Source organism: Streptomyces sp. NPDC016845 (assembly GCF_044332585.1).
GTDB lineage: Bacteria > Actinomycetota > Actinomycetes > Streptomycetales > Streptomycetaceae > Streptomyces.
Map to the genome: position 1 here is coordinate 190,911 of NZ_JBIRPI010000002.1, position 23,806 is coordinate 214,716.

The following is a 23,806-nucleotide window of genomic DNA, read 5'->3' on the forward strand; positions in this document are numbered from 1 at the left end:
GAGGAGTGATGATGGCGGGCTTCGGTCACACCACGCGCAAGCACCCCCGTTCACGCGGCCGCGCAGGATCGCGGAGCGGGCCGGACCGCGCGTCGCTAGCGATCATCGGCCTCGTCAGCGCGATCGCGGGGTTCTTCGTTCTGGGCATCGTGCTGGGTCCGGTCGCCCTGGTCTGCGGTTGGCTGGCCATGGGGCGACGCTGGACCGGCACGCAGTCCGTGCCGGCGCTGGTCGCCGTCGTTCTCGGCGCCATCGACACGCTGCTGGCGGTCGTATGGCTCGCCTCGGCGACCGGCTCCGCCGCGGGCGGGTTGCTGTGACCCCGGGCCCGATCGCCTGATCACCTCCAGCGGGCAACTCGACGCGACCCCGGCCACCTTGCCGGGGCCCGCGCCGTCCTGAACGCCCTGCCGGGTGATTGGGCCGAGGCAAGGCGGCGTTGTGGGGGGCGTCGCCTCCGGCAAGACGCGGGGGCGAAACACCGGGTCCTAAGTGCGGTGGGGGTTCCGCGGACCGGGCTGACCGACCCGGAGCGCCGCCCGATGGTCTAGGGGCACCGCTCGGCGAAGTGGAGCGCCGCTCTGCGACCTGGCGCCCCTACTTAGACGACCTTGAACGGGCCGTTCTGCGACCTCAGACACCGCTCGGCTGCCAGAAGCCCCGCTCGGCGACCCGGAGCCCCGCTCAGCGACCCGGAGCCCCGCTTAATGACCCTGGGCCCCGCTTAATGACCCGGAACCCTACTCAACGACCCGGAGCCCCGCTCAATGACCCTGAGCCCCGCTCAATGACCCGGAGCCCCGCTTAATGACCCGGAACCCTACTCAACGACCCGGAGCCCCGCTCAACGACCCGGAGCCCTACTCAACGACCCGCAGCCCTACTCAACGACCCTGAGCCCCGCTCACTGATCTAAGGCACCATCCAACCGACCCGCTAAGCACCCCAAAGCCCCCTCGACGATCCGAACCCCGCCGGAGGCGAACCGCCCGGCCCCGCCCCCGGCGGAACCGCGCAGCCTGCCCCCGACCCGTCACCCCCGCGGAGCCCTACGCGTCGCCCCCCGCCGCCCCCGGGGCAGCCGCGGTGACGTCGAGCAGTTGATACCGGTCGATCGCCTGCTTGAGGACCGAGCGGTCGACCTTGCCCTCGCGGGCCAGTTCCGTGAGGACCGCGACGACCACCGACTGGGCGTCGATGTGGAAGAAGCGGCGGGCGGCGCCCCGGGTGTCGGCGAAGCCGAAGCCGTCGGCGCCGAGGGACTGGTAGGTGCCGGGGACCCAGCGGGAGATCTGGTCGGGCACGGACCGCATCCAGTCGGAGACGGCGACGAACGGGCCTTGTGCGTCGGAGAGTTTGCGCGTGATGTACGGGGTGCGTTGCTCCTCCTCGGGGTGGAGCAGGTTGTGGCGCTCCACCTCCACGGCCTCGCGGCGCAGTTCGTTCCAGGAGGTGGCGGACCAGACGTCGGCCCGTACGTTCCAGTCCCGGGCGAGGATCTGCTGGGCCTCGATGGCCCAGGGGACGCCGACGCCCGAGGCCATGATCTGCGCGGGGATCTCACCGGAGCCGCCCGTACTGATGTGGTGGATGCCCTTGAGGATGCCCTCGACGTCGACGTCGGCCGGTTCCGCGGGGTGCTGGATCGGCTCGTTGTAGACGGTGAGGTAGTAGAAGACGTCCTCGCCGGGCTTGCCGTCGGCCGTCGGCCCGTACATCCGGCGCAGGCCGTCCTTGACGATGTGGGCGATCTCGTAGGCGTACGCGGGGTCGTAGGCGACGCAGGCGGGGTTGGTCGAGGCGAGGAGCTGGGAGTGGCCGTCGGCGTGCTGGAGGCCCTCGCCGGTCAGGGTCGTGCGGCCGGCCGTGGCGCCGAGGACGAAGCCGCGGGCCAGCTGGTCGGACATCTGCCAGAACTGGTCGCCGGTCCGTTGGAAACCGAACATCGAGTAGAAGACGTAGACAGGGATGAGGGGTTCGCCGTGCGTTGCGTAAGCGGAACCGGCCGCGATGAGGGAGGCCGTGCAGCCCGCCTCGGAGATGCCGTCGTGGAGCATCTGGCCGGTCGGCGACTCCTTGTACGCGAGGAGGAGGTCGCGGTCGACGGACTCGTACTGCTGGCCGAGCGGGTTGTAGATCTTCGCGCTCGGGAAGAAGGAGTCCATTCCGAAGGTGCGGTACTCGTCGGGCGCGATCAGCACGAAGCGCCTGCCGATCTCCTTGTCCCGCATGAGGTCCTTCAGGAGCCGGACGAACGCCATGGTGGTGGCGATCGACTGCTGCCCGGAACCCTTCTTCACCGTGGCGTACGCCTTGTCCTCCGGCAGCTGAAGCGGTTTCGCGCGCACGACACGGGTCGGCACGTAGCCGCCGCATGCCTGGCGGCGGTCGTGCATGTACTGGATCTCCTCGCTGTCACGGCCGGGGTGGTAGTACGGCGGGGCGCCGCCCTCCAGTTGCGCGTCGGAGATCGGGATGTGCAGCCGGTCGCGGAAGCCCTTCAGGTCGTCGACGGTCAGCTTCTTCATCTGGTGCGTGGCGTTGCGCCCCTCGAAGTTCGGGCCGAGGGTCCACCCCTTGACCGTCTGCGCGAGGATGACCGTCGGCTGGCCCTTGTGCTCCTTGGCCGCCGTGAACGCGGCGAAGATCTTCTTGTGATCGTGACCGCCGCGGCCCAGGTGCAGGATCTGGTCGTCGGTCATGTTCTCGACCATGGCGCGCAGCCGGTGGTCGTCGCCGAAGAAGTGCCGGCGGATGTAGGAGCCGGGCTCGGTGGCGTAGGTCTGGAACTGGCCGTCGGGTGTGGTGTTCAACTTGTTGACCAGGACGCCGTCGCGGTCCTGCGCGAGCAGCGGGTCCCAACTGCGGTCCCAGACCAGCTTGATGACGTTCCAGCCGGCGCCGCGGAACTGGGACTCCAGCTCCTGGATGATCTTGCCGTTGCCGCGCACCGGGCCGTCGAGCCGCTGCAGGTTGCAGTTGACGACGAACGTCAGGTTGTCCAGGCCCTCACGGGCGGCGATGGAGAGCTGGCCGAGCGACTCGGGCTCGTCCATCTCGCCGTCGCCGAGGAAGGCCCACACGTGCGAGCCGGAGGTGTCCGCGATGGAGCGGGCCTCCATGTACCGGTTCATCCGGGCCTGGAAGATCGCCCCCAGCGGGCCGAGGCCCATGGAGACGGTCGGGAACTCCCAGAAGTCCGGCATGAGGCGCGGGTGCGGGTAGGAGGAGAGCCCGTTCGGCGCCTTCGACTTCTCCTGCCGGAAGCCGTCGAGCTGATCCTCGGTGAGGCGGTCCAGGAGGTACGCGCGGGCGTAGATGCCCGGCGAGGCGTGCCCCTGGAAGAAGATCTGGTCGCCGCCGCGGCCGTCGTCCTTGCCGCGGAAGAAGTGGTTGAAGCCCACGTCGTACAGCGAGGCCGAGGACGCGAACGTGGCGATGTGGCCACCGACGCCGATACCGGGGCGCTGCGCGCGGGAGACCATCACCGCGGCGTTCCAGCGCGTCGCGTTGAGGACCTTGCGCTCGATCTCCTCGTTGCCGGGGAAGAACGGTTCGTCCTTGGTGGCGATCGTGTTGATGTAGTCCGTGCTGCGCATCTCGGGCACGGCCACGCGCTTCTCGCGGGCCCGTTCGATCAGTCGGAGCATCAGGTAGCGGGCTCGCTCGCGGCCGCGCTGATCGACCGCGGCGTCGAGGGAGTCGAGCCACTCCTGCGTCTCCTCCGGATCGAAGTCCGGGACCTGACTGGGAAGACCGCCAATGATGATCGGGTTGCGATCGGATCCGGAAACCACGCTGTTCCTTCACTGTCGGTGATGCCGCTCTCGGTGGTGCGCTGCCGGCGTTGCCACCGCCGGTGCCACGGGCGGTGGTGCTGTCGGCGGTGCGCGGCCGGCCGTTCACGGTCGGTCGTGCACCGCCCACTCTCGCGTACGCCGTCGGGTACACCCTTGTCCATCGTGTACCTCGGAATCGGAATCGTCATCTCTGTGCGAAGCAAATCGGCGGGGCGGTTACGCTCGGTGTCGGCGCAGGGCGGGCAAACCCGGCAGAATGCTGTGGCGTACATCACCGGCCTGCGGGAATCCTTGACAGGAGTTGTGGTGGCACAGCCTGGAACGTCACCGTTTCGGCGGTCTCGGCGGCCGGGTACTTGCGCGATCCGTCGCGCACGTGTGGACTACGGCCAACGCTTCGCGCGTGCGCGAAGCTGCAGACAACTTCGTAAACATGATCAGGAGGCAATCCGTGAGCGCGACCGCGGACCACGCGGAGACGAACCTTGCCGCAAGGCTTGGTTTCCAGACCGAAATGGTGGTCCAGGAGATCGGCTACGACGAGGACGTCGATCAGGAGCTCCGTGAGGCCATCGAGGCCACAACCGCCACAGAGCTCGTCGACGAGGACTATGACGACGTGGCTGATGCCGTGGTGCTCTGGTTCCGTGAGGACGACGGGGACCTTACTGATGCGCTGGTGGACGCCACCACGTACATCGAAGACGGCGGTTACATCCTGCTTCTGACGCCGAAGACCGGGCGGGACGGGTACGTCGAGCCGAGCGAGATCGGTGAAGCCGCCACCACCGCCGGGCTCTCGCAGACCAAGGGCGTCAGCGTGGGCAAGGACTGGACCGGGAGCAGGCTGGTGACGCCCAAGACGGCCGCCAAGAAGCGGTAGACCGTCCCGGCGGGACCACACCCGGGAGACCTCAGAGGAGGCCCCGCGGGCGCACACACGCATCCGCGGGGCCTCGACGCATGCCCGGCGCAGGTGCCGGGCAGTGGACCGCCGTCAGCGTGGTTTCCCGTCGCCAACTAGGGTGAAGCCACCCGAACAGCCCCACCGAAGGGAAGCTTCACCATGGCGATCGAGGTCGGCACCAAAGCTCCGGACTTCGAGCTGAAGAACCAGCACGGCGAGACCGTGAAGCTCTCGGACTTCCGCGGCGAGAAGAACGTGGTGCTGCTCTTCTACCCGTTCGCTTTCACCGGGGTCTGCACCGGCGAGCTGTGCGCCATCCGTGACGAGCTGCCGAAGTTCGTCAACGACGACGTGCAGCTGCTCGCCGTGTCGAACGATTCCCCGTTCACCCTGCGGGTCTTCGCCGAGCAGGAGGGTCTTGAGTACCCGCTTCTGAGCGACTTCTGGCCGCACGGCGAGGCCTCGCGCGCGTACGGCGTCTTCGACGAGGAGAAGGGCTGCGCGGTGCGCGGCACCTTCATCATCGACAAGGAGGGCGTGGTCCGCTGGACCGTCGTCAACGGCCTGCCGGACGCCCGTGACCTGAACGAGTACGCGAAGGCGCTCGAAGCCCTGTAAAGCGGATATTCGGGGTTCCCGGGTACGACACCCGGTGGGAAGCCTCGCCCGGGTGGGAACCCCTCACTAGGATCCAGACGTTGATCCGATACAGACGCACTACGGGGCTCCCCGCCCCTACAGACCATAGGGAGGACACGTGGGAGTCAGCCTCAGCAAGGGCGGCAACGTATCGCTGAGCAAGGAGGCCCCTGGCCTCACAGCGGTCGTCGTGGGCCTGGGTTGGGACGTTCGCACCACCACCGGTACGGACTTCGACCTGGACGCCAGCGCCATCCTGATCAGCGCGGAGGGCAAGGTCCGCAACGACCAGGACTTCGTGTTCTTCAACAACCTGAAGAGCGCGGACGGCTCGGTGGAGCACACCGGCGACAACACCACCGGTGAAGGCGAGGGCGACGACGAGCAGGTCAAGGTCGACCTCGCGACGGTTCCGGCCGACGTGGACAAGATCGTTTTCCCGGTCTCGATCTACGACGCCGAGAACCGCCAGCAGTCCTTCGGCCAGGTGCGCAACGCGTTCATCCGCGTCGTGAACCAGGCGGGTGGCACCGAGATCGCCCGCTACGACCTCTCCGAGGACGCCTCGACCGAAACCGCCATGGTCTTCGGTGAGCTGTACCGGAACGGGGCGGAGTGGAAGTTCCGCGCCGTCGGCCAGGGCTACGCCTCGGGCCTGCGCGGCATCGCGCAGGACTTCGGCGTCAACGTCTGAGCCGGCAGCCGCCACACGCACACCACGCACACCACGCGCAGTACGTGCAGTACGTGCAGTTCGCGCACCATGCGCGTACGTGCGGCACGCGCACCACGCTCATCCGTCCGGCGCCGCACTCCTGCAGTGCGGCGCCGGACGCGCTCGACAACAGCACTGTCTTACACGCGGGGAGGACCAGGGATCATGGGCGTCACGCTCGCCAAGGGAGGCAATGTCTCCCTCTCCAAGGCCGCACCGAACCTCACGCAGGTCCTGATCGGGCTCGGCTGGGACGCACGTTCCACCACCGGGGCCGACTTCGACCTGGACGCCAGCGCGCTGCTGTGCAGCGGCGGCCGGGTGATGGGCGACGAATGGTTCATCTTCTACAACCAGCTCAAGAGCCCGGACGGCTCGGTCGAGCACACCGGCGACAACCTCACGGGTGAGGGCGAGGGCGACGACGAGTCGCTCATCGTGAACCTCTCGAAGGTGCCCGCCACCTGCGACAAGATCATCTTTCCTGTCTCGATCCACGACGCGGACAACCGCGGGCAGACCTTCGGCCAGGTGAGCAACGCGTTCATCCGCGTCGTCAACCAGGCGGACGGCCAGGAGCTCGCCCGCTACGACCTCTCCGAGGACGCCTCCACCGAAACCGCGATGATCTTCGGCGAGCTGTACCGGTACGGCGGCGAGTGGAAGTTCCGTGCAGTGGGCCAGGGGTACGCGTCCGGTCTGCGCGGCATCGCTCTAGACTTCGGAGTCAACGTTTCATAAAGCGTTGCTAAAGCCGTGCACGGAGCGGGGGAGCCCCGTACAACCAGCACGGGGAAACCCGTACACACGATGGGGTAGTCAGTGGTTCTGAAAACCTTCGGCTGGTCGTTCGCGATCACCGTGCTCGGATTGATCGCCGCGGTGTTCTACGACGGCTGGACGGCGCTCGGCCTCGTCGCGATCCTCGCGATCATGGAGATCTCGCTCTCCTTCGACAACGCGGTGGTCAACGCCGGGATCCTGAAGAAGATGAATGCCTTCTGGCAGAAGATCTTCCTCACGATCGGCGTGCTGATCGCCGTGTTCGGCATGCGCCTGATCTTCCCCGTCGTGATCGTCGCGATCAGCGCGAAGATGGGCCCGATCGAGGCGGTCGACCTCGCGTTCAACAAGCCGGAGCGCTACCAGCAGCTGGTCACGGACGCGCACCCGTCCATCGCCGCCTTCGGTGGCATGTTCCTGTTGATGATCTTCCTCGACTTCATCTTCGAGGACCGGGACATCAAGTGGCTCGGCTGGCTGGAGCGCCCGCTCGCCAAGCTCGGCAAGGTCGACATGCTGTCGGTCTGCATCGCGCTGATCGTGCTCCTCGTCTGTGCCATGACCTTCGCGACCCAGGCGCACCAGCACGGCGGCGTGCACGCGGACAAGCAGTCCACGGTGCTCATCTCCGGTGTCGCCGGTCTGATCACGTACCTCGTGGTCGGCGGGCTCTCCAGCTTCTTCGAGAACCGGCTTGAGGAAGAGGAGGAGCGCGAGCACGAGGCGGAGGAGCAGGCCGCCCGCGAGGGCAAGCCCAAGTCGGCCGTGCTGCTGGCCGGCAAGGCCGCGTTCTTCATGTTCCTCTACCTGGAGGTCCTGGACGCGTCGTTCTCCTTCGACGGCGTGATCGGCGCCTTCGCCATCAGCAACGACATCGTCATCATGGCGCTCGGCCTCGGTATCGGCGCCATGTACGTCCGTTCGCTCACCGTCTACCTGGTCCGCCAGGGCACGCTCGACGACTACGTCTACCTGGAGCACGGTGCGCACTACGCGATCGGCGCCCTGGCCGTGATCCTGCTCGTCACGATCCGCTACGAGATCAACGAGATCATCACCGGCCTCATCGGCGTCGTCCTGATCGCCTGGTCCTTCTGGTCCTCGGTCCGCCGCAACCAGCGGATCGCGGCCGCGGAGGGCGACGCGGGCACCCCGGACAAGAGCGAAGTCTCCTCCGGCGTCTGACGAACAGGCCCTGGCCGAACAGGCCATGACCTGGGCCGGCGAGCCCGGAGTTTTAGCCGGGGCACAATCCTGGAACGCTCTGAACGGGGCGGTCGCACGAGGCAATGTCTCCCCGCGACCGCCCCGTTCGGCATGATCGGCATGATCGGCATGAACAGGCGACCAAAGGTTCGGCAGTTGGGGGCGGCATGTCTTTGTGGGACAAAATCTGGCGCGGGGGCTCCGCGCAGTTCGACTACGACTCGGGCAGCGCGGCGACGAACTCCATCGAACTCACCAAACGACATCCGGCCGTCTCGCTCTCCAAACAGGGCGCGGCCACCGGCAACCTGCGGGTGAACCTGTCCTGGCGGATGCGGACCTCGGACATCGGCGGGTTCGAGAAGAACAGCCTGATGCGCCATCCGTTCAGCATGTTCAAGCCGGACGTCGTCCAGGCGCACACCCAGTCCATGGTCAACGTCGACCTGGACCTCGGCTGCCTGTACGAACTGGCCGACGGCGACAAGGGCGTCGTACAGCCGCTCGGCAGCTTCTTCGGCTCGCTCAACGCGCCGCCGTACGTGAAGCTCAGCGGGGACGACCGGTTCGGCTCGGCGTCCGGTGAGACCATCTACGTCAACCTCGACCATCGCGACGCCATCAAACGACTGCTGGTCTTCGTCTACATCTACGACCAGACGCCGGCGTTCGACCGTACGCACGCGATCGTGACGCTGTATCCCAGCAACGGCCCGCGCATCGAGATCAGCCTGGACGAGCGCGCGCCGCAGGCCCGCTCCTGCGCCGTCGTCTCCATCGAGAACGTCAAGGGCGACCTGGTGGTCCGGCGCGAGGTGAAGTTCGTCTACGGGTTCCAGGCCGAGCTGGACCGGCTGTACGGATGGGGGCTGCAGTGGGGCCGCGGCTACAAGTCCAAGGTGGGGGAGCGGTAGCCGCCCCGGTCACCGTAGAGGCCCACCGAAGCCCTCACCGCCCGATGAACTGCGGTCCCTGCGGCGGGAGCCGGAACTCCGGCTCCGGGTGGGCCGTCGCCGCGACCGGCTGCGGATAGCCGTACGCGGGCTGGGACGGCGGGGCCGGCTGCGCCGCGGGCTGCGGCGGATACCCGTACGACGGCGGCTGCTGGGGCGGCAGCGGGAAGGACGGGGCGGCGGGCGCCGGCGCGGGGTGGGCGGCGGGCACGGTCGGCGCGGACGTGTCCGTTCCGGAGGTGGCGGGCGGTGCCGACGGAGCCTGCGCGGGCTCGGCGGCGGCCGACTCGTCGACCGAGATGCCGAAGTCGGTGGCGAGCCCGACCAGGCCGTTCGAGTAGCCCTCGCCGACCGCGCGCAGCCGCCAGCCGTCACCGCGCCGGTACAGCTCGCCGCAGATCATCGCGGTCTCCGCGCCCGTCTCCGGCTTGATGTCGAAGTGCGCGAGCGGCTCGGCACCCTCGGCCGTGGCGTCGTACACGAACATCCGCAGCGCCTGCACTTGCTCGAACGCGACCTCGTCGGCGGAGGCCGTGAAGAGGATCCGGGTGATCTCCTGGGGCATGCCCGTGAGGTCCGCCTGGAGGGTGTCGGTCATGCCGTCGGACACGCGCTTCTGGCCGAGTCGCCAGACCTTGCCCGAGGGGTGGCGGGGCTGGTTGTAGAAGACGAAGTCCTCGTCGGAGCGGACCTTGCCGTCGGCGCCGAGGAGCAGCGCGGAGGCGTCCACCGCGGGTACGCCCTGCCCGGGGGTCCAGCGGAGCACGGCGCGCACCGCCGTGGCGTCGAGCGGGACGTTCGCCCCCTTGAGCATCGCGTGCGTCATACGGTCATCCTGCCTTCCCGTGGTGGGCCGGGACAACGCGGGGTACTCGCGTTCGAGGGGTAGTGGGGTCACCGGGGGAGCGCGGGCGGGGCGGCACGGCGCCCGACATCCACGGGTTACCAGGATTTCATTGCACCCGGGAACTGTTGACACACGTTTGTACGTACTATTACCGGCCACATCAAGCCGGGCGGCCCAGAGGAAACGGGGGAGACTTATGCGTCATTTCGGGCACATTGCGCCTGAGGTGCGGGAACGCCTGTTCCACCGGGAGCCGGGGATCTTCGGCCCGGACTCCGCGCCCCGCCTGCTCGCGTCGGCGCTCGGCGCCACCCTCTACAGCCCCGCCACCCGGCCCCGCCTCGCCGACGACGTGCTCAAGCAGGCCCGGCGCGGCGTCGTCTCCATGGTGCTGTGCCTGGAGGACTCGATCGGTGACGGGGAGGTGAGCGGCGCCGAGGAGAACCTGGTGCGCCAGTTCGCCGACCTCGCCGCCCGCGGGGCCGAGACGCCGATGCTCTTCATCCGCGTACGCGAACCGCGGCAGATCACCGACCTCGTCCACCGCCTCGGAGCGGCCGTCGCGCTGCTGTCCGGATTCGTACTGCCGAAATTCACGGAGGAGCGGGGCGTTCCGTTCCTGGAGGCGCTCACCGCCGCCGAGACGGCGACCGGACGCAGGCTCTTCGCCATGCCCGTCCTGGAGTCACCCGAGCTTCTGCACCTGGAGACGCGCACCGAGACGCTCGACGGGATCGCCCGCACCGTCGACAAGTACCGCGCCCGCGTCCTCGCCCTGCGCCTCGGCGTCACCGACTTCTGCTCCGCCTACGGGCTGCGCAGGCCGCCCGACATGACCGCGTACGACGTACAGATCGTCGCCTCCGTCATAGGCGACGTCGTCAACCGCCTCGGCCGGGCCGACGGCACCGGGTTCACCGTGACCGGTCCTGTCTGGGAGTACTTCCGCCACCAGGAACGCATGTTCAAGCCGCAGCTGCGCCGCAGCCCCTTCCTCGAAGAGGGCGCGGAGCCGCTGCGCGAGGCGCTCATCCAGCACGACCTGGACGGACTGCTGCGCGAGATCGAGATGGACCGGGCCAACGGGCTGCTCGGCAAGACCTGCATCCACCCCTCCCACGTCCTGCCCGTGCACGCGCTCTCCGTCGTCAGCCACGAGGAGTACAGCGACGCGCGGGACATCCTGCGGCCCGAGCGGGGCGGCGGCGGGGTCCTCAGGTCGGCGTACACGAACAAGATGAACGAGGTGAAGCCGCACCGCGCCTGGGCCGAGCGGACGCTGCAGCGTGCGGAGGCGTTCGGGGTGGCGCGCGAGGACGTCGGGTTCGTGGAGCTGCTGACGGCGGGGCTGCCCGCATCATGACCGAGGCCACGACCGGGACCGCCATCCGAGCAGAGGACATAGAGAACAAAGTGAACACCGTGTGGTCGGGTACGTCGGGTACGTCGGGTACGTGGTCGGGTACGTGGGTCGCCGAGCGGCTCGGCGTCGAGCTGGCCGGTGACCAGGGGCTGACCGAACTCCTCGGGCTCGCCCTGCGCCGCAACCCCAAGCGCGCGCACCTGCTCGTCTCGAACGTCCTGGGCAAACACGTGCCGCAACGCCCCTCGGTGATCTGGCGCGCGGGGCATGAACTGGGCGTACGAGTACGGGAGCTGCTCGGCGACGAAGCGGCTGCGCGCGCCGTCGTCCTCGGCTACGCCGAGACCGCGACGGGCCTCGGCCACTCGGTCGCAGACGGCCTCGCGCTCGCGCCCTACCTGCACTCCACGCGCCGCCCCGTCGACGGTGTGGCCTGCGCGGGCGGCTTCGAGGAGTCCCACTCGCACGCCACCTCCCATCTGCTGCTGCCCGAGAACCCCGAACTGCTCGCCGGGGAGGGGCCGCTGGTCCTGGTCGACGACGAGTTCTCCACCGGCAACACGGTCCTGAACACCGTCCGCGCCCTGCACGAGCTGCACGCCCGCCCGCACTACGTCATCGTCGCGCTCGTCGACATGCGCTCGCCCGGCGACCAGGGGCGGCTCGACGCCTTCGCGGAGGAGATCGGCGCCCGCGTCGACCTGGTGGTCATGGCGCGGGGCTCGGTGCGGCTGCCCGAGGGGGTCCTGGAGAAGGGGCAGGCGCTCGTCGCCGCCCACGAGGAGGCCGCCGTGCCCGCGGCCAGGCGCGAGCGGGGCGAGATCGTCCGCGTCGGTGACCTCGGCTGGCCGGTCGGGGTGCCGGACGGCGGACGTCACGGCTTCACCCCCGCCCACCGGGCCCGCCTCGAAACGGCGCTGCCCGCCATGGCCGAGCGGCTCGCCCCGCACACGCGCGGCCGCGTACTCGTCCTCGGCAACGAGGAGTTGATGTACGCGCCGCTGCGCCTCGCCACCGCTCTGGAGGCGACCGGCGCCGACGTCTCGTACTCCACCACGACCCGCTCGCCGGTCCTCGCCGTCGACGATCCGGGGTACGCGATCCGCACCCGCCTCGTCTTCCCCGCGCACGACGCCCCGGCCGACGGGCCGGGCGAGCGGTACGCGTACAACGTGGCGGGCGGCGGCTTCGACACGGTCGTGGTCGTGCTGGACTCGGTCGGCGACCGGGCCGAACTCGCGGCGCCCGAAGGGCTGTTGGAGCGCGTGGCCGAGCACGCCGGGCGAGTGGTCGTGGTCGTGCTGCCGTCGTACGTACCAGAGATGACCCAGGGAACCCAGGAAAGGCCCTCCATGTCGCTGCCCGAGCCGCTGCGCGGCCCCGCCTTCTCCTCGTACGCGCCCGACGAGGTCGGCTGGCTGCTGCAGGACCTCTCGGACGTGACCCTGGAGGCGCCGACCGAGGAGCGCGAGGAGGCCATCCAGAGCGGGGGCGCGCACTACGCCGAGTCGCTGCCGGTCGAGTACCAGCCCAGCGCGCGGTACCAGGAGTTGTTCCACTCGGCGCTCGACGCGTCCGCCGAGCGGATCGCGCGCGCGGTGGGTGTCGTCACGGAGACGGTGCTCGCCGAGCGTTCGCCGCGGCCGGTCCTGGTCTCCCTCGCGCGCGCGGGGACACCGGTCGGCGTGCTCATGCGGCGCTGGGCGCTGCGCCGGCACGGGCTCGAACTGCCGCACTACGCGGTCTCCATCGTGCGCGGCCGGGGCGTCGACGCGAACGCGCTGCGCTGGCTCGCCGCGCGCCACGACCCGGCGGACGTCGTCTTCGTCGACGGATGGACCGGCAAGGGGGCGATCACCCGCGAACTGTCCGCGGCGATCGCGGAGTTCGAGAGGATCGAGGGGCTCGAGGGGTTCAACCCGGAGATAGCGGTACTCGCCGACCCGGGGTCGTGTGTGCGGACGTACGGGACGCGCGAGGACTTCCTCATCCCCTCCGCCTGCCTCAACTCCACGGTCTCCGGGCTGATATCGCGCACCGTGCTCCGCTCCGACCTCGTCGGCCCCGACGACTTCCACGGCGCCAAGTTCTATGCCGAGCTGGCCGGTTCGGACGTGTCGCGGCACTTCCTCGACGTGGTGGAGGAGCGGTTCGACGCCGTGCGCGACGCCGTCGACGCCGACGTCAAGGACGCGCTCGCCGCCGATCGCGCGCCGACGTGGGAGGGCTGGGCCGCCGTCGAGCGGATCAGTGAGGAGTACGGCATCCACGACGTGAACCTGGTCAAGCCCGGCGTCGGCGAGACGACGCGGGTGCTGTTGCGGCGCGTGCCATGGAAGATCCTGGCGCGGACCGGCGCGGGGGCCGACCTCGCGCATGTGCGGCTGCTCGCGGAACAGCGCGGCGTGCCGGTGGAGGAGGTCGCCGACCTCCCGTACACCTGCGTCGGGTTGATCCACCCGAGGTTCACGCGCGGGGCGACGGGTGTCGACGGCAAGGCGGTGGCGGCGAAGTGAGCACCGGCGAAGTGAGTGCTGCCCCCGCGCGGACGGTCGTCGCGAGCGACCTCGACCGTACGCTCATCTACTCGGCCGGGGCGCTCGGCCTGACCATGCCCGACGCGCTCGCGCCGCGCCTGCTCTGCGTCGAGGTCTACCAGAGCGGACCCTTGTCGTACGTCACCGAGGACGCGGCCGTGCTGCTCGCGGAGGTGGCGCGGCGGTCGGTCTTCGTGCCGACGACCACGCGGACGCGCGAGCAGTACGGGCGGGTGCGGCTGCCGGGTCCGGCGCCGCGCTACGCGATCTGCGCCAACGGCGGGCACCTCCTGGTCGACGGGGTGTCCGACCCCCGGTGGAGCGCGGCGGTGGCGGCGCGGATCGCGGCGGGGTGCGCGCCGCTGGCCGAGGTGCGGGCGCGGATGGTCGCCGCCGCGGACCCGGCGTGGCTGCTGAAGGAGCGCGTCGCCGAGGAGCTGTTCGCCTACCTCGTGGTCGACCGGGCCCTGCTGCCGCCCGGCTGGGTCAAGGAGCTCGCCGCGTGGGCCGACGGGGTCGGCTGGAACGTCTCCCTCCAGGGCCGCAAGGTGTACGCCGTCCCGAAGCCGCTGACGAAGGGCGCGGCGGTGCGGGAGGTGGCCCGCAGGACCGGCGCCGAACTTACCCTGGGCGCGGGCGACTCACTGCTTGACGCGGATCTGCTGGAGGCGGTGACCCGCGCCTGGCGCCCCGCCCACGGCGAGCTGGCGGAGGCGGGCTGGACGATCCCGGGCCTCACGGTGCTCGCGGAGAGCGGGGTACTGGCGGGGGAGGCGGTGTTGCGGGGGTTCTTGGGGGAGCTGTGAGCTGCCCCGGCCGAACTCGGCGCCCCCGCTGACACCCGCGGTGGCGCCCCCGCTCACACCCACTGGGGCGCCCCCCCGCTGACACCCGCGGTGGGCTAACCGCAGCAGCCTCCCCCGCAGCAGCCACCACCACCGCCACCGCCCGCCGAGGGCGCCGGTGACGGGGTCGCCGCGCCCGTCACCGCCACCGTCGACAGGAGTTTCACCGTGTCCTCGTGGCCCGAGGGGCACGGGGTGGGGGCCGAGGACTGGGACATGGGGCGGCGGAGTTCGAAGGTGTCGCCGCAGGTACGGCAGCGGTACTCGTAACGAGGCATGGGTCGAGGTTACGGGGTCGGATCGTCCCGCAGCGAGAGGTCCAGGAGTTCCAGCATCGCCGTGTACGCGCCGTCCGCGTCCCGGTCCCGTACGCGCGCCGCGACCTCGGTGTGGGTGGGGAGCGGGTGGTGGTGCGGGCCCGCGTGGACCCGTTCGCTGCGGGCGGTGAGGGGCGGGGCCAGGACGTGGGCCAGGCGGGCGAAGAAACGGTTGCCCGAGGCCGTCAGGAGGGTGGTGTGGAACGTGGCGTCGGCGCGTGCGGCCAGCTCCGCGTGCGGGGCACGGTCCAGGCGCTCCGCCTCGGCCATCGCCGACAGGGACGCGCCCAGCGCGCTCAGATCCTCCGGGGAGCGGAACTGGGCGGCGAGCGCGGCGGCGGACGGTTCGACGGCGCGGCGCAGCTCGTGCAGGTCGGGGAAGACGTCGAAGGAGCCGAGCGGCTCGTGGGCCTCGGTCAGGGTCCAGCGCAGGACGTCGGCGTCCAGGACGTTCCACTCGGCCCGGGGCAGCACCCGGTGCCCGGCGTCCACGACGCCCTTCGCCGCGAGCACCCGTACCGCCTCGCCGAGGACCGGTTCCACGAACCCCAGCTCGGCGGCGAGGACCGGCGGTCTCAGGCGGCGGCCGACGTCGTACGCACCGTCCGTGATGCGGCGGGCCAGCGTCTCGACCGCGGTGCGGTGCACGTCGTGCCCGTGCGGCAGCGGCGGGGAGCTGGTCATGCGGAGCAGGCTCGCACGGGTAACCGGGTGAGATCAACTCGCCCTGGAGAGCGCCTGGTTGACCGGGAGGCGGTGCGCCGGGTCAGGCGCCGCCGCGCTCCTCGCGGATCCGCGACACGACCCGGGCCGCCGTCTCCCGTACCGCCTCCGTCTCCGTGAGGAAGTGCCAGTAGTCGGGGTGGCGGCCCTCCAGCCCCTCGACGGCTCGGTCCAGACGGGCCACGGAGTCGTCCAGGGGGCGGGCGTGGCGCGGGTCGGGCGTGCTGCGGCCCGCCATGGCGAGGCGCTGCGCGTCACGGATCGCGAACCGGGTGCGGTCGATCTCCTGCCGCGGGTCCTTGGACACGGCGTTCAGCCGGTGCAGCCGGTCGGAGGCGGCGGAGACCGACTCGTCCGTCGTGTTGAGCAGGGCCCGCACGGTGGACAGGCGCGACGTGGCGTCGGGCCAGCGCTGCTCGTCGCGCGCGGTGCGGGCCTCGGCGAGCTTGGTCTCGGCCTGCCGCACGTTCTCCGCGGCCAGGTCCGGTACGCGCTGGAGGTCCTGCCAGCACGCGGCGGTGAACCGGCGCCGCAGCTCGCTGAGGACCGGCTCGACCTGGCCCGCGCGCGTGGTCAGCGCCTGCGCCCGGGTGCGCAGCGAGACCAGGCGCCGGTCGATCTCGGCGGCCCGCTCCGGGAGCCGCTCGGCCTCCGCCCGTACGGCCTCGGCGTCGCGCGCGACCCGCTCGGCGCGCTCCAGCGTCTCCGGGACACCGTGCTGGCCCGCGCCCTGGTTCAGCCTGGTCAGCTCGGGGCCGAGGGCGGCCAGCCGCCCCGCGAGGTCGTCGGCCTTCAGGCCGGCCGCGCGGACGGTGTCCAGGGCGGTCGTCGCGGCGAGCAACGCCTGCCGGGCGCGCTCCACGGACGGGGCGAGCCGCGCCAGTTGCGTCTCCGCCTTGCCGAGCAGCGGACCGAGACCCTGTGTGAACCGGTCCAGGTCCTGCTTGGTCCGGGTCAGCTGGTCCTTGGCCTGCGTCAGATCGGCCCGCGCGCGAGCCGCGACGCTCGCCTCCAGATCGTCCCGGTCCAGGTCATGGGCGTCGACCGCGCTGATGTACTGCGCGCTGACCTCGTCGATCCGGGTCCCCAGCCGCTCGAAGTCGCCGACGGCGCGGCGCGCGGCGGGGGAGTCGTCGACCGCGGTGATCGTCTCTATCGAGATGCGCAGGTCCCGCTGGGCGGAGTCCAGTTCGTAGAACGCGGCCGCCGCGGCGTCCTTGGCCGCTTGGGCCTCCGCGCGCTGGGACTCGGCACGGCCGCCGAACCACTTCCGGGTGCCGCCGCCGGCGAAGGCGGTGGTCATCGCCGCCGCGAGCGCGGGCAGCGGCAGCAGCGTGAGGACCAGGAGGTCGTGGAGGTCGTGGAGCGGACGGGGCCACGGGCCGCGCCGGATGCGCGGAGCCGTCCTGGCCGCGGTCGGGCGCGCCTTGTCGGGGCGCTCGTTCTTCGCCGTCGTCACCAACCACTCCCCGTGCTGCCCGTGCCGTCGTCCGCCCTGACCGATGTCCATTCTCCCACCGGTCAAGGGCGAACACACGAGCCGGTCGGTCCGCGGTTCGGTTCGCGGTTCGGTTCGTGGTTCGGTTCGTGGTTCAGTCCGCGGTTCGCACGGTGACCTTTCCGTCCTTCGCGCGGGCCGTGATCCGGTGCGCGCTCGCCTTGTCGCGGGGCACCGAGACATCGACGCGGCCGTCGTCGGTGTGCGTGTCCACGCGGTACGTCGCGGAGCCGGGGAGTTCGAGGGTCAGCGACCCGTCGTCGCTCGTGGCGTCGAGCCGCTCAGGGGCCGTGCGCAGGGCGAGGTGCGCGGAGCCGTCCTTGGTGCGCAGGGAGACCTGCCGGGCGTCCACGCCGGAGGCGCGCAGCGAACCGTCGTCGCCGCTCAGACTCAGCGGGCCCGAGACGTTCTCGACGCGGACCGAACCGTCCTTCGTCGAGATGTCGAGGCCCTTGTCGAAGCCGTTCGCGCGGACGCTGCCGTCGTCGTTGCGGACGACCACGGCGATGCCGCGCGGCACCTCCACGCGGTGGCGCGCCGAGCAGTCGGCGATGAAGCCGCTGCAGTGCAGGCGCAGGGTCAGGCGGTCCTCGTCCGCCTGCCACTTCCATGTCACCTTCGGATCGGAGCCGATCACGGTGGAGCCGCGGAACCAGCGGGTCACCTCGACCTTGTCGCTGTCGCCCGGGACCAGGTCGAGGGCGGCGTCGTCCGAGTCGACGGTGAGGGTGCGGCCCTGCAGGGCGAAGGAGCGGTGGTCCGGGTGGTCGTCGCCGGAGGCGTCGGCCCCGCACGCCGTGGCCGTCGCGGCGACGGCGACCACGGCCGTCACGGCGGCGAGACCGCGGACGGTACGGGTGCCGCGGGCGGTGCGGGTGCCGCGGGCGGTGCGGAACGGTCGGACGGTCATGGCGAACTCCCCCTGCGACGGCTGCTTCTGCTCTGCTCTGTTCTGCTTCTGTTCTGCTTCCGGGGTGCCGGTCCGGTGAGCGGCACCCCATGAACGTACGGCCGCGTGAGCCCCGTGCGGGATGCGGCCGGCCACCGGATCGCGGGTGGGGATAACCCCCGCAGCGGCCCCGCCCGTTACGGGTTTGCGGTGCACTGGCTGCGGCAAGGTAGGCTGTCCCGGAATCTGGGGTGCGTAGCTCAGGGGTAGAGCGCCTGCCTTACAAGCAGGATGTCGGCGGTTCGAAACCGTCCGCGCCCACGGTACTAAGTAGCAGGTCAGAGGCCCTTCGGTGAGATCACCGGAGGGCCTTTGCTGTGATCGAAGTCCACATAGAGTCCACAACGCCACGTGATCTTGCTCGCGTATCACCTGTTCGAGGGATTGATCACGCGGCGACAGTACGTAGAGTCGCTGTCTGACGGGGGCTGGTGCGTCTCCCCGCGTGTGCCAGATGCGCGCCCGTCGGCATCCTGGGGTGTCTTGGCGGGGAGGCCTTGCCCCCAGGCCGTGGCCCCCGTCGTACAGCTCGACGGGGGCCGCGCGAAAACAGTAGACGCCCTACCCGGGGTCCGGGGGCAGGGCGTCGGCTCTGACTGAATCAGAGCGGTGCGTCTCCCTCCGACGGATGCGCGTACATCGGGAGGGGCGCGAGCCCTCACCTCGCAGTGAGGGCCGTTCGGGGCTCAGGCGTGTGTCATATGCACGGTCTATGACCGTTGCCCGGGGAATCTGATTTCGGACAGTCATTCACTCGAACGTGCGTCGTACCGACGCGGGGCTTGCGCGCGTGGCCGATTAGTGATCCAAAAATGTACGGTTCACGATACAGACAGACGATCTTGACCGGGCGAGCGTTGAGCGGGTGCCGCCCGCTCCTCCGTCGCCCCGCATCCTCGCCGCCCGGCGAGCCGTCGGGGACCGCATCCGGGCCGCACGCCTCCACGCGAACATGACGCAGGAGGCCCTCGCCGAGCGCGCTGGCCTCGACCGGCAGGCCATTAATCGCATCGAGCAAGGCCATGCTTCTCCCGTCCTCGACAACCTTCTCCGCATCGCCGACGGGCTCGGCGTCCCGCTTCGCGACCTCGTGTGAGTCGGGCGGCGGCAGCAGCACCCCTACGCACACACCGCCGCCCTCCTCCGCCCACAGCCGGGGGGACCGTGAGCGGCTCGGTGTGGGCGGCGGCGCGCTTTGCCCTTCGCGCCGCCGCCCGCCCGCGCCCGGGTCCGGGGGCGCGGGAGTCAGACGAGGCGGCCCCGGCTGCACTCGGGACCGCCTCCTTCCAGCTCGGATCCTGCCGAGGTACCGAGCCGGGCGCAGGCCACGGTGAGAACGCGGCCCGCTGTCCCGCCGCCCCGAAGGAGCGGAAAAACGGCGGGAGTCGATGGCGGCCGCCCGACGTGCAGGCGTCGAGCGACCGCCCTACCCGCCGATGAGCTAGCGACGGGAGTCTGGACTACCGAGAGCGCCGCCGTAACAGCGTCCCCAGGTAGTAGCCGAGCACGGGGCACCGCTTGTGCATGTGGATCGTCGCGCCCGCAGCGGAGATGCTGACCTTCGCGTAGCTCTCGAACGCCTGGCCCGGAGTGATGGCCTTGTGGCACCGCCAGCAGATCATCAGCGCACCCCTCGCAGCGTTTCGGTAAGCGCGCGACGGGTGGGGCACGCCTGCCAGTTCGCCACACACCGCCGGCATGTCGTCGCGTGGTCGAGCAATGATCGGTACGCGAGCCCCGCCGGCGTCGCCGTCCGGTCCTCCGAATCGCACCGCGTGCCCGCGGCCTCGTCGCCCTGCGTCTGCGTCACGACTCGCCGCCGGCGAATTGGTCGAGCCCTCGCACCACCCGGCCGAGCGCGGCCAGCCGCAGGGACCCGCCAAGGGAGCTGGGGCTGAGCCCCTGCGTGAGCTCGTCGCGGGCCTCGGCGAGCGCCTTGTCCCTGGAGTACCAGGCGCGAGTGCCGTGATTGATGCGGTCAGCTTGCCGCTGCACGAGCGGGATCAGCCTCCGGATCTCGGCACGCAGCTCGATGTCGAGCTGGCTTCGCCGTTCCGGGCTGGGACGGGTCCGCGGAGCCGCACCAGCTTCGTCGAGCAGCGCGTGGAGTTTGCTTGGCTCGGCCGGCGCTGGCAGTTCGTGGGTGGTGACCATGGAGCTCTCCGCGGGGATAGGGCGGAATCTGTGAGTCCCGACGCTAGGACCGTGCTGCGCACGACCGCCAACGGCGTGCACGGATGTGCACGAACGGCGCCAGCCTGCGTCTGCCAAGAGGTCGCGGTCTTGACCATGAACCTCAGTGGGCCCACGGTGGTGCACATCTGAGCACGACTCAGGAGAAGGAGGCAGTCGTGGCCTTACAGTTCATCGGCATCGATAACGGCTCCGGTCAGACCGGGTCACCGACCGTATGGGTCGATCCTCGGACCGCCGACGTCGTCATCCAGAGCTACCTCGCGGACGAGGAGACCCGCGCCGAGTGCGTCGAGAACACCGCCCCCGGGCACGCCAAAGGGATCCCCTCCCATGAGGGCGTCCTGCGTGTCCCGGGCCACCTCATCCACCTACTGAGGGAGGCATGCGATGCCGCCGAGCGAGCAGCCCAGCTTCATCGACCTGCTTGACGCCTGCAAGATCTCCGCCGTTCACCTGGAGATGCGCGACGTCTACGGCGTGGGCGACGAGGCTGCTGACTTCGAGCAGTGGAAGGCCACCGGCCGAAGGGACAGCGACCCTGCCTCCGCGTACTGGGCACCGTGGGTCGACCTTGTCTCCCGTGCGACTGCGCGAGGCGTGAGCGTGCGCCGCGCCCGCATAGTGTCCGAGCCGGTCACCGACTACATCCGCTACGAGCACGCTGGGACGGACGTCAACGTGGCGGCAGGCGAAGAGGTGCGCTGGCTCGGCCGACGCCAGGCCGCAGACCTGTTGGTTCCCGCCTGCGATCTATGGATTTTCGACAGCGAGAGCGTGCTCTACAACCACATGTCCGGCGACGGCGACTGGACCGAGCCCGGCCTCGAACTCCGTACTGCCCCCGGCTTGGCTGCTCGCTGCATGGCCGCCTTCGAGCAAGTGTGGGAGCGAGCCATCCCACACGATGAGTACGAAATCCGCTGAGACCGGACAGGCCCGCTCGATGTCCCAGTCACCGTCGTCCTCCGCGCAAGCAGCACGCGAGACCGTTGCCCGACGTCTACGCGGTATCCGGAAGGGCGCCGGGCTATCGGTCGTCGAGCTGGCCAGCCGGTGCGGCTGGCACCACGCCAAGACGTCCCGGATCGAGAACGCGAAGACACCGCCGTCCCCGACCGATATCCGCCGCTGGTGCATGGAGTGCGACGCCCTCCAACAGATCGACGACCTCATTGCCTCGTCGCTGAACGCGGAGTCTCTGTACCGCGAGTGGCGCCAGCGAACCCGCCAGGGGCTACGCCAGCTCCAGGAGAGCTACCTGGATCTGTACCGGGCGACCCGCCTGTTCCGGGTCTACTCGCCGAGCCTGATTCCGGGCCTCTTGCAAACCGAGGGCTACGCGGCCGCGCTCCTCGACGCGAACGCCGACCTTCTCCAGATTCCCAACGACTCCACCGCGGCCGCGAAGGCGCGTATCGAGCGCTCCCGCATCATCCACCAGGCGGGCCATAAGTTTGTGTTCGTCGTAGAGGAAGCTGTGCTGCACTATCAGCTTGGGGACCAGGCCGCGATGGCTGCGCAGCTTGGCTACCTCCTTACTGCCGGCGCGTTGCCCGCCGTGTCTTTCGGCATCATTCCCTCCGACACGCGTCAGAGGATCCAGTGGCCGCAGGAGTTGTTCCACGTCTACGACGACACGCTCGTCTCCGTTGAACTCCTCTCCGCGCAGGTCGACGTGACGCAGCCGTCCGAGATCGCCCTGTACCTGAAAGCATTCGAGCAGCTGCGCAGCATGGCCGTGTACGGGGCCGACGCGCGCGCTCTGATCACCCGGGCCATCGAGGCGTTGGACCGGATCGAGGCATGACGAAACGGCCCCCACCGCCTGAAGGCGGTGGGGGCCACGTTCTACACGTACTGGCGTCGGGTGGGATCGAGCCCGGCCGCGACCGGCGGCGTCTCCTCCGGGTCCGGCTGCTCCGGCGGCGGCGCACCCTCGCGACGGCAGATCAAGGCGTCCGGATCATCCGCCGGGGTCTGCCAGCTGTACCCGTCGGGGCACTGAGTTGTTCCGTCGGTCCCGTCAGCCCCGTCCCGGCCGTCCGCGCCCTCTTGCCCGTTCGCTCCCGCAGGACCCTGCGGTCCCGCCGGGCCGGGCTCTCCCTGCGGACCAGGCGGGCCCGCCTCCCCGTTCGTTCCTGCCGCGCCGGTAGGACCCGGCGAGCCCACACCGGCAGCGCCGTCCGCGCCGCTCGCGCCGTCGGTCCCGTCCCGGCCCGGCGCCCCGAATGGGCCAGGCGACCCGGGGGTGCCGTCAACGCCGTCGCTACCGTTCGGCCCACGGGGGCCGGTCACCGATTGGCCCGGCTCGCCACGAGACCCCGGCGGGCCCGCAACCGGCTTCCCGCCGAGTTGCTGCACCTGTCGAGCGAGGAGGTCCCTCGCCTCGTTCGCGGAGCGCAGGTCGTGCGACAGGCTCTGCATCGTCACGACGAGGAACGCGAACCCGGCGAGCGCGGCCGCCGCGACGAGGGCGTACAGGAGATCACTGCGGCGGCGCACCGCCCCGGCGTTCTTGTGCCTCACGCGCCCGCCCCCCTCGCGCTGAGGTACACGGTCAGGAGCAGGAGTAGCACGGGGGCGACCAGCGCGGTGAAGATCAGGCGTCGGTCGGCGGCTCTGCGATCCGCGATGCGCTGCTCCGCTTCTCGGTGCGCGCGGGCCTCCTGGTCGCGTGCCTCCTCGATCCCCTTGATCCGCTCGGTGAGAAGCTTCATCGTCTCGTCGCGGGCCAGCTGCTCGAGTTGGTACCGCTCCATGCTGACCTTGCTGTCGAGGCGCGTGCCCAACTCCCGCATGTCCTCTTTGAGGTCCTGCCGGACGTCTTCGAGGCGTCGCATCACCTCGCCGAGGGTGGGGTCTTCGGGCACGCGCTTCTCCGATCAGTGTGCAAGGTCAGGTACTCGGAAGGAGGACGTGATGCATCAGGCCGCTTCCGCCCTCGGCTTGAGCGGGCTCGACTGCTCGACGCGGAGGTAGGAGAGCGGGGCGGTCACCTGCGGGTGCTCGAACAGGGCGAGGACCGCGGCGACGAGCGACATCCACCCCGCCTGTTCCGTGGCCGACATGTCGAGGCCGAAGCCGAGGAAGAGCGCGAGGGCGGCGGAGGCGAACTGGAGGATCGCCGCGGCGACGGCTCCGGTGCGCAGGACGATGGCGGAGGCGACCGCGACGGCGCAGGCGAGGACGGTGTTGACGAGGGTCTGCTGTTCCTCGCTGACGTCGAGGCCGTACGCGGCGGCGAGCTTCAGCCCGATCGCGATGACGGCGAGGATGTAGACCGGCTCTCTGCCGAAAATCTTCATGGTCACGACTCCTTGGGAAGGTCGAGGGCCGCGCGCACGGCGGCGTCCTTGGATTCGAGGAGCTTGCGGAGGGCCACGGACAGCTCGGGTCCGGGCGGCAGCGTCGCCACCAGCTGGTTCGCCAGGTCGGCGAACGGTGCGGACACCGAGCGCAGGTGATCGGGCAGGTGGCCGAACTTGAAGTACCGCAGGATCGGCGGGGTCTGCTCGGGCATTGAGATCG

The 23,806-nt window shown here is 70.2% G+C and carries 26 protein-coding genes and 1 tRNA gene; 15 read left to right on the forward strand and 12 right to left on the reverse strand.

The genetic code is table 11. The features are described from left to right. The first annotated feature begins 8 nt into the window (after positions 1–8). Complete coding sequence (locus ACH4RC_RS06760) at positions 9–320, forward strand: small hydrophobic protein (protein ID WP_398196171.1); 312 nt, start codon at positions 9–11, stop codon at positions 318–320. Positions 321–1,049: 729 nt separating this feature from the next. On the opposite strand, the gene aceE is transcribed toward ACH4RC_RS06760, so the two are convergent. Continuing rightward, positions 1,050–3,797 carry a pyruvate dehydrogenase (acetyl-transferring), homodimeric type gene (gene aceE, locus ACH4RC_RS06765; RefSeq protein WP_398196173.1) on the reverse strand — a complete coding sequence of 916 codons (2,748 nt, stop codon included), beginning with the start codon at positions 3,795–3,797 and terminating at the stop codon, positions 1,050–1,052. Between the two features lie 454 nt (positions 3,798–4,251). Between aceE and ACH4RC_RS06770 the strand changes: the two genes are divergently transcribed. The 6 genes from ACH4RC_RS06770 to ACH4RC_RS06795 all read left to right on the forward strand — a co-directional run bounded on the left by ACH4RC_RS06770 (position 4,252) and on the right by ACH4RC_RS06795 (position 8,964). Beyond that, complete coding sequence (locus ACH4RC_RS06770) at positions 4,252–4,683, forward strand: DUF3052 domain-containing protein (protein ID WP_398196175.1); 432 nt, start codon at positions 4,252–4,254, stop codon at positions 4,681–4,683. 183 nt (positions 4,684–4,866) lie between these two features. Then, positions 4,867–5,325, forward strand: coding sequence for a peroxiredoxin (locus ACH4RC_RS06775; protein ID WP_398196178.1), 459 nt, complete (start codon positions 4,867–4,869; stop codon positions 5,323–5,325). Between the two features lie 139 nt (positions 5,326–5,464). After that, a complete protein-coding gene (locus tag ACH4RC_RS06780) occupies positions 5,465–6,040 on the forward strand; it encodes a TerD family protein (protein WP_398196181.1) in 576 nt (191 codons plus the stop codon). A 186-nt stretch (positions 6,041–6,226) separates the two neighbouring features. After that, positions 6,227–6,802 (forward strand): TerD family protein, encoded by a 576-nt coding sequence (locus ACH4RC_RS06785; protein WP_398196184.1) that lies wholly within the window; start codon positions 6,227–6,229, stop codon positions 6,800–6,802. Between the two features lie 81 nt (positions 6,803–6,883). Continuing rightward, on the forward strand, positions 6,884–8,029 hold the full coding sequence (locus tag ACH4RC_RS06790) for a DUF475 domain-containing protein (RefSeq protein ID WP_398196187.1): 1,146 nt from the start codon (positions 6,884–6,886) through the stop codon (positions 8,027–8,029). 188 nt (positions 8,030–8,217) lie between these two features. Then, positions 8,218–8,964, forward strand: coding sequence for a Tellurium resistance (locus ACH4RC_RS06795; RefSeq protein ID WP_398196189.1), 747 nt, complete (start codon positions 8,218–8,220; stop codon positions 8,962–8,964). A 34-nt stretch (positions 8,965–8,998) separates the two neighbouring features. On the opposite strand, the gene ACH4RC_RS06800 is transcribed toward ACH4RC_RS06795, so the two are convergent. Continuing rightward, positions 8,999–9,829, reverse strand: a complete 831-nt coding sequence (locus ACH4RC_RS06800) for a TerD family protein (protein WP_398196192.1) — start codon at positions 9,827–9,829, stop codon at positions 8,999–9,001. Between the two features lie 217 nt (positions 9,830–10,046). Between ACH4RC_RS06800 and ACH4RC_RS06805 the strand changes: the two genes are divergently transcribed. The 3 genes from ACH4RC_RS06805 to ACH4RC_RS06815 all read left to right on the forward strand — a co-directional run bounded on the left by ACH4RC_RS06805 (position 10,047) and on the right by ACH4RC_RS06815 (position 14,556). After that, the gene (locus tag ACH4RC_RS06805; RefSeq protein ID WP_398196194.1) at positions 10,047–11,213 is read left to right on the forward strand and encodes an HpcH/HpaI aldolase/citrate lyase family protein; all 1,167 of its coding nucleotides are present in this window, start codon (positions 10,047–10,049) and stop codon (positions 11,211–11,213) included. Beyond that, on the forward strand, positions 11,210–13,729 hold the full coding sequence (locus ACH4RC_RS06810) for a phosphoribosyltransferase (protein WP_398196197.1): 2,520 nt from the start codon (positions 11,210–11,212) through the stop codon (positions 13,727–13,729). The genes ACH4RC_RS06805 and ACH4RC_RS06810 overlap by 4 nt, the downstream gene beginning before the upstream one ends. Positions 13,730–13,824: 95 nt before the next feature. Further along, the gene (locus ACH4RC_RS06815) at positions 13,825–14,556 is read left to right on the forward strand and encodes an HAD family hydrolase (RefSeq protein WP_398197816.1); all 732 of its coding nucleotides are present in this window, start codon (positions 13,825–13,827) and stop codon (positions 14,554–14,556) included. Between the two features lie 95 nt (positions 14,557–14,651). On the opposite strand, the gene ACH4RC_RS06820 is transcribed toward ACH4RC_RS06815, so the two are convergent. From ACH4RC_RS06820 to ACH4RC_RS06835, 4 genes are all read right to left on the reverse strand, one after another. Beyond that, positions 14,652–14,873 (reverse strand): zinc ribbon domain-containing protein, encoded by a 222-nt coding sequence (locus ACH4RC_RS06820; RefSeq protein WP_398196200.1) that lies wholly within the window; start codon positions 14,871–14,873, stop codon positions 14,652–14,654. Positions 14,874–14,882: 9 nt separating this feature from the next. Next, the gene (locus ACH4RC_RS06825) at positions 14,883–15,596 is read right to left on the reverse strand and encodes a FadR/GntR family transcriptional regulator (protein WP_398196203.1); all 714 of its coding nucleotides are present in this window, start codon (positions 15,594–15,596) and stop codon (positions 14,883–14,885) included. 82 nt (positions 15,597–15,678) lie between these two features. After that, on the reverse strand, positions 15,679–16,938 hold the full coding sequence (locus ACH4RC_RS06830; RefSeq protein WP_398197818.1) for a hypothetical protein: 1,260 nt from the start codon (positions 16,936–16,938) through the stop codon (positions 15,679–15,681). Positions 16,939–17,227: 289 nt separating this feature from the next. Beyond that, positions 17,228–18,043: a DUF4097 family beta strand repeat-containing protein gene (locus tag ACH4RC_RS06835; RefSeq protein WP_398196206.1), complete on the reverse strand. Its 816-nt coding sequence runs from the start codon at positions 18,041–18,043 to the stop codon at positions 17,228–17,230. A gap of 228 nt (positions 18,044–18,271) precedes the next feature. Here ACH4RC_RS06835 and ACH4RC_RS06840 point away from each other — a divergent pair. Both ACH4RC_RS06840 and ACH4RC_RS06845 read left to right on the forward strand, forming a co-directional pair. Then, a tRNA-Val gene (locus tag ACH4RC_RS06840) sits at positions 18,272–18,343 on the forward strand. A gap of 604 nt (positions 18,344–18,947) precedes the next feature. After that, positions 18,948–19,178, forward strand: coding sequence for a helix-turn-helix transcriptional regulator (locus ACH4RC_RS06845; RefSeq protein WP_398196208.1), 231 nt, complete (start codon positions 18,948–18,950; stop codon positions 19,176–19,178). A 364-nt stretch (positions 19,179–19,542) separates the two neighbouring features. On the opposite strand, the gene ACH4RC_RS06850 is transcribed toward ACH4RC_RS06845, so the two are convergent. Together ACH4RC_RS06850 and ACH4RC_RS06855 are read right to left on the reverse strand one after the other, a co-directional pair. Then, positions 19,543–19,704, reverse strand: a complete 162-nt coding sequence (locus ACH4RC_RS06850; RefSeq protein ID WP_398196211.1) for a hypothetical protein — start codon at positions 19,702–19,704, stop codon at positions 19,543–19,545. Between the two features lie 184 nt (positions 19,705–19,888). Continuing rightward, positions 19,889–20,236: a DUF6415 family natural product biosynthesis protein gene (locus tag ACH4RC_RS06855; protein WP_398196213.1), complete on the reverse strand. Its 348-nt coding sequence runs from the start codon at positions 20,234–20,236 to the stop codon at positions 19,889–19,891. Between the two features lie 197 nt (positions 20,237–20,433). On the opposite strand from ACH4RC_RS06855, the gene ACH4RC_RS06860 reads away from it, so the two are divergent. Genes ACH4RC_RS06860 through ACH4RC_RS06870 form a run of 3 tightly spaced genes read left to right on the forward strand, consistent with a single transcriptional unit; the run spans position 20,434 to position 22,085 of the window. Next, positions 20,434–20,706, forward strand: a complete 273-nt coding sequence (locus tag ACH4RC_RS06860; protein ID WP_398196216.1) for a hypothetical protein — start codon at positions 20,434–20,436, stop codon at positions 20,704–20,706. Beyond that, entirely contained in the window at positions 20,666–21,202 is a 537-nt protein-coding gene (locus ACH4RC_RS06865) for a DUF6879 family protein (protein ID WP_398196219.1), read from the forward strand. The genes ACH4RC_RS06860 and ACH4RC_RS06865 overlap by 41 nt, the downstream gene beginning before the upstream one ends. Before the next feature lie 19 nt (positions 21,203–21,221). Then, on the forward strand, positions 21,222–22,085 hold the full coding sequence (locus ACH4RC_RS06870; RefSeq protein WP_398197820.1) for a helix-turn-helix domain-containing protein: 864 nt from the start codon (positions 21,222–21,224) through the stop codon (positions 22,083–22,085). 41 nt (positions 22,086–22,126) lie between these two features. On the opposite strand, the gene ACH4RC_RS06875 is transcribed toward ACH4RC_RS06870, so the two are convergent. From ACH4RC_RS06875 to ACH4RC_RS06890, 4 genes are read right to left on the reverse strand one after another with little or no spacing between them, the layout of a single operon-like run. Next, positions 22,127–22,804: a collagen-like protein gene (locus ACH4RC_RS06875; RefSeq protein ID WP_398196221.1), complete on the reverse strand. Its 678-nt coding sequence runs from the start codon at positions 22,802–22,804 to the stop codon at positions 22,127–22,129. After that, entirely contained in the window at positions 22,801–23,148 is a 348-nt protein-coding gene (locus ACH4RC_RS06880; protein ID WP_398196223.1) for a hypothetical protein, read from the reverse strand. Before ACH4RC_RS06880 ends, ACH4RC_RS06875 begins: the two co-directional genes overlap by 4 nt. A 54-nt stretch (positions 23,149–23,202) precedes the next feature. Further along, positions 23,203–23,583, reverse strand: a complete 381-nt coding sequence (locus ACH4RC_RS06885) for a hypothetical protein (RefSeq protein ID WP_398196225.1) — start codon at positions 23,581–23,583, stop codon at positions 23,203–23,205. Between the two features lie 2 nt (positions 23,584–23,585). Then, on the reverse strand, positions 23,586–23,798 hold the full coding sequence (locus tag ACH4RC_RS06890; RefSeq protein ID WP_398196227.1) for a hypothetical protein: 213 nt from the start codon (positions 23,796–23,798) through the stop codon (positions 23,586–23,588). Positions 23,799–23,806: the final 8 nt, after the last annotated feature.

What these genes read in the sequence shown, in the direction of transcription:
- ACH4RC_RS06815 (WP_398197816.1), top strand. Translation starts at nt 13,825, where the DNA reads ATGCCCGACGCGCTCGCGCCGCGCCTGCTCTGCGTCGAGGTCTACCAG.
- ACH4RC_RS06830 (WP_398197818.1), bottom strand. Translation starts at nt 16,938, where the DNA reads ATGACCACCGCCTTCGCCGGCGGCGGCACCCGGAAGTGGTTCGGCGGC.
- ACH4RC_RS06760 (WP_398196171.1), top strand. Translation starts at nt 9, where the DNA reads ATGATGGCGGGCTTCGGTCACACCACGCGCAAGCACCCCCGTTCACGC.
- ACH4RC_RS06775 (WP_398196178.1), top strand. Translation starts at nt 4,867, where the DNA reads ATGGCGATCGAGGTCGGCACCAAAGCTCCGGACTTCGAGCTGAAGAAC.
- ACH4RC_RS06885 (WP_398196225.1), bottom strand. Translation starts at nt 23,583, where the DNA reads ATGAAGATTTTCGGCAGAGAGCCGGTCTACATCCTCGCCGTCATCGCG.
- ACH4RC_RS06850 (WP_398196211.1), bottom strand. Translation starts at nt 19,704, where the DNA reads ATGATCTGCTGGCGGTGCCACAAGGCCATCACTCCGGGCCAGGCGTTC.
- ACH4RC_RS06825 (WP_398196203.1), bottom strand. Translation starts at nt 15,596, where the DNA reads ATGACCAGCTCCCCGCCGCTGCCGCACGGGCACGACGTGCACCGCACC.
- ACH4RC_RS06805 (WP_398196194.1), top strand. Translation starts at nt 10,047, where the DNA reads ATGCGTCATTTCGGGCACATTGCGCCTGAGGTGCGGGAACGCCTGTTC.
- ACH4RC_RS06835 (WP_398196206.1), bottom strand. Translation starts at nt 18,043, where the DNA reads ATGACCGTCCGACCGTTCCGCACCGCCCGCGGCACCCGCACCGCCCGC.
- ACH4RC_RS06870 (WP_398197820.1), top strand. Translation starts at nt 21,222, where the DNA reads ATGTCCCAGTCACCGTCGTCCTCCGCGCAAGCAGCACGCGAGACCGTT.
- ACH4RC_RS06890 (WP_398196227.1), bottom strand. Translation starts at nt 23,798, where the DNA reads ATGCCCGAGCAGACCCCGCCGATCCTGCGGTACTTCAAGTTCGGCCAC.
- ACH4RC_RS06820 (WP_398196200.1), bottom strand. Translation starts at nt 14,873, where the DNA reads ATGCCTCGTTACGAGTACCGCTGCCGTACCTGCGGCGACACCTTCGAA.
- ACH4RC_RS06785 (WP_398196184.1), top strand. Translation starts at nt 6,227, where the DNA reads ATGGGCGTCACGCTCGCCAAGGGAGGCAATGTCTCCCTCTCCAAGGCC.
- ACH4RC_RS06855 (WP_398196213.1), bottom strand. Translation starts at nt 20,236, where the DNA reads ATGGTCACCACCCACGAACTGCCAGCGCCGGCCGAGCCAAGCAAACTC.
- ACH4RC_RS06800 (WP_398196192.1), bottom strand. Translation starts at nt 9,829, where the DNA reads ATGACGCACGCGATGCTCAAGGGGGCGAACGTCCCGCTCGACGCCACG.
- ACH4RC_RS06795 (WP_398196189.1), top strand. Translation starts at nt 8,218, where the DNA reads ATGTCTTTGTGGGACAAAATCTGGCGCGGGGGCTCCGCGCAGTTCGAC.
- ACH4RC_RS06865 (WP_398196219.1), top strand. Translation starts at nt 20,666, where the DNA reads ATGCCGCCGAGCGAGCAGCCCAGCTTCATCGACCTGCTTGACGCCTGC.
- ACH4RC_RS06810 (WP_398196197.1), top strand. Translation starts at nt 11,210, where the DNA reads ATGACCGAGGCCACGACCGGGACCGCCATCCGAGCAGAGGACATAGAG.